We start from the raw sequence: 2,172 nt of genomic DNA, 5'->3' as shown, positions 1-2,172 counted from the left end.
ACGTGTGCTCTTCTGATCTGAAAAGCTTGGGTGCCATGAAATAACAGATAGCCATGGGTTTGCCGATCCCTCAAGGAGTCGGCAATCGTTTCTAGAATCGGGGCAGCCACCGGCAAGTCAGAGGAACCCAGCGATAAATCAATTAGTTCCCGACCTTCCAACCGGGCCTTGGCCTTTGCTTGATCCATATCCGCAAAGACATTTGCCTGGAATCCTTTTAATCGTTCGGCAAACTGCATAATCGCTTGGCTCTAGACTACTCAGCTTCCTCGTCAGGGGCTGGCAAAGGAAAAACCTCTCCCCGTAAATAGGCTGAAAAATGCTGCTGAAAATACAACCAGGAAGTCATATCTTCTTGATCTAGTTTATGCCGAGGGGCATGGCGATAGCGTGGCACTCGGGTATTAATCTGGTCTTGAAGTAAAGGCGGTAATTCAGCCAAACTAGCAACCTTATGACCATAGGCACTATAGATTAGCTGACCCGGCAAACTTCCCATCTTCATCCACGGCAACCAGGGTCCAATGCGATCCCAGGAGACCATCAAGCTAGAGACCGTCGTTTGCTCAGGATTGAGCAAGTCTGCAGTGGGAACAGTTAACTTAAAAAGTTCTGCTGCCTGGTAGGTTGGCGCTGGACTATATTCTCGTAGAGTCAAGTCCTTAGCCAAGGGGTTAGGGTAGTTCAAAAACAAATCAAAGACAAAGGTTGCCCTGTCGCCCAAAACTTGAGCTGGAAACTCTCCCCGAAATCGGCCTTGGACAGGATCATTGGCAACATGAACCACCGGCACAATCTCATGGGTCCAAGGGTTCTGCCACTGATGGAGAATCTCTCCGGTTTCGGGATCTACATAGTAAGTCAGTTCCCGAGAGGTAAAGTCCCAGGCATCCTCCTGCTTAATACAGCGACCAACACTCATACCAACGATGTCGAACAGCTTTTTCTTGGGCTGCTGCGGTACAAAGGCATAGATAGAGCCACTCCAGCCAATTAAGGACTGCTGGCCATCGGTGGTGCCCCGCACCTTGACAAACGCTTTGGCACCAAATTTCTGCATCATGGCTGAACCAAGTTGAGCAAGACGAGGTTACTAGGACAATGATTCAGCAGTCCCCGCAAGGGTGTCAATCAATTGAGACAGCCTTAATATCCACAGGTGTTTCCATTGCATCTGACGAAGATGCTTCTGGCTCCTGGCGCTGACGAGCCTGAAGCCGCTCCGTGAGCAGCTGAGAAATCTCAGAGATGAATAAAGTCAAAACAGCAATATCATCAAGCTGACCTATGATTGGGAGAAAGTCAGGGGCAATGTCAATGGGGCTTATTAAATAGATGGCCGTTCCTAAGATCATCCACCAGCGATATTTGGGGTTGCGCAGGGTGTTGCGATACCAGGTATAAAGAGACTGAATTGAAAAGCTCATAGGTTAATCTCCAAATTACCTAGATCTTGCCAAACTACGGCTTAAAAAACGGGTGTGGATATCCCCCAACTCCCAATCGGGTTTATGATGGTTCGCTAGGATTTAGAGTTTCAAGTGATGGTAATTCCGGCAGGTACAGAACTAAGGAAAGAACAGTGAACATTGCAGATGTCCTTCAGAATAGTGGTCTGGCGATCTGGCCGCTCCTGATTTTATCCGTCCTAGCCCTAGGCACCATTTTTGAGCGGCTGTGGTTCTGGGGGCGCATTCTTAGAGGGGAAGGGAGATTAGTCGATGAAATTCTTGCTGCTGCTCGCCGGGATTGGGATGAGGCAACCCGCATTGCCCAACAAAACACAGATCAACCCATTGGCAGGTTTTTATTTACGCCCTTGAGATTAGCAAAACAAGAGCCAGAAGTTTTTCGGCTAGCCCTAGAAGCCTCAGCGGATGAAGAATTAAATGCGATGCGGCGCGGGGATAAGGTTTTAGAGGCAGTGATTGCCTTGGCCACTTTATTGGGGCTGCTGGGCACGGTTTTAGGCTTGATTTATTCTTTAAGTGAGATTCGAATTGGTGATATTGGCACCTCAGCCACCCAGGGCGTAACCCTGGGGATTAGTCAGGCCTTGATCAGTACCGCAGTCGGATTGGTTGTGGCGATTACCGCTCTGGCTTTTTATCGCTTATTCCAGGGTTTTTTATTTAATCAAGCCCGGATCTTTCGCCGAGCCGGGAATGAACT

The 2,172-nt window shown here is 48.8% G+C and carries 3 protein-coding genes and 1 pseudogene; 1 reads left to right on the top strand and 3 read right to left on the bottom strand.

Annotated elements, in window-relative coordinates; all coding sequences use genetic code 11:
* The 3 genes and pseudogenes from AC2VE5_RS26060 to AC2VE5_RS26050 all read right to left on the bottom strand — a co-directional run.
* Nucleotides 1-239 (bottom strand): annotated as a pseudogene (locus AC2VE5_RS26060) (succinyldiaminopimelate aminotransferase); the annotation flags it as partial.
* A 17-nt stretch (nt 240-256) separates the two neighbouring features.
* Nucleotides 257-1,063 carry a DUF1838 domain-containing protein gene (locus AC2VE5_RS26055; protein WP_486890464.1) on the bottom strand — a complete coding sequence of 269 codons (807 nt, stop codon included), beginning with the start codon at nt 1,061-1,063 and terminating at the stop codon, nt 257-259.
* 64 nt (nt 1,064-1,127) lie between these two features.
* The gene (locus AC2VE5_RS26050; protein ID WP_486890463.1) at nt 1,128-1,427 is read right to left on the bottom strand and encodes a YkvA family protein; all 300 of its coding nucleotides are present in this window, start codon (nt 1,425-1,427) and stop codon (nt 1,128-1,130) included.
* 155 nt (nt 1,428-1,582) lie between these two features.
* On the opposite strand from AC2VE5_RS26050, the gene AC2VE5_RS26045 reads away from it, so the two are divergent.
* The coding region (locus AC2VE5_RS26045; RefSeq protein ID WP_486890462.1) for a MotA/TolQ/ExbB proton channel family protein at nt 1,583-2,172 on the top strand (590 nt) is incomplete at its 3' end.

This window comes from Aliterella sp. E5.1 (genome assembly GCF_057473825.1).
The sequence above is the reverse complement of the archived record's forward strand: the minus strand, read 5'-3'. Positions and strand labels throughout refer to the sequence as shown.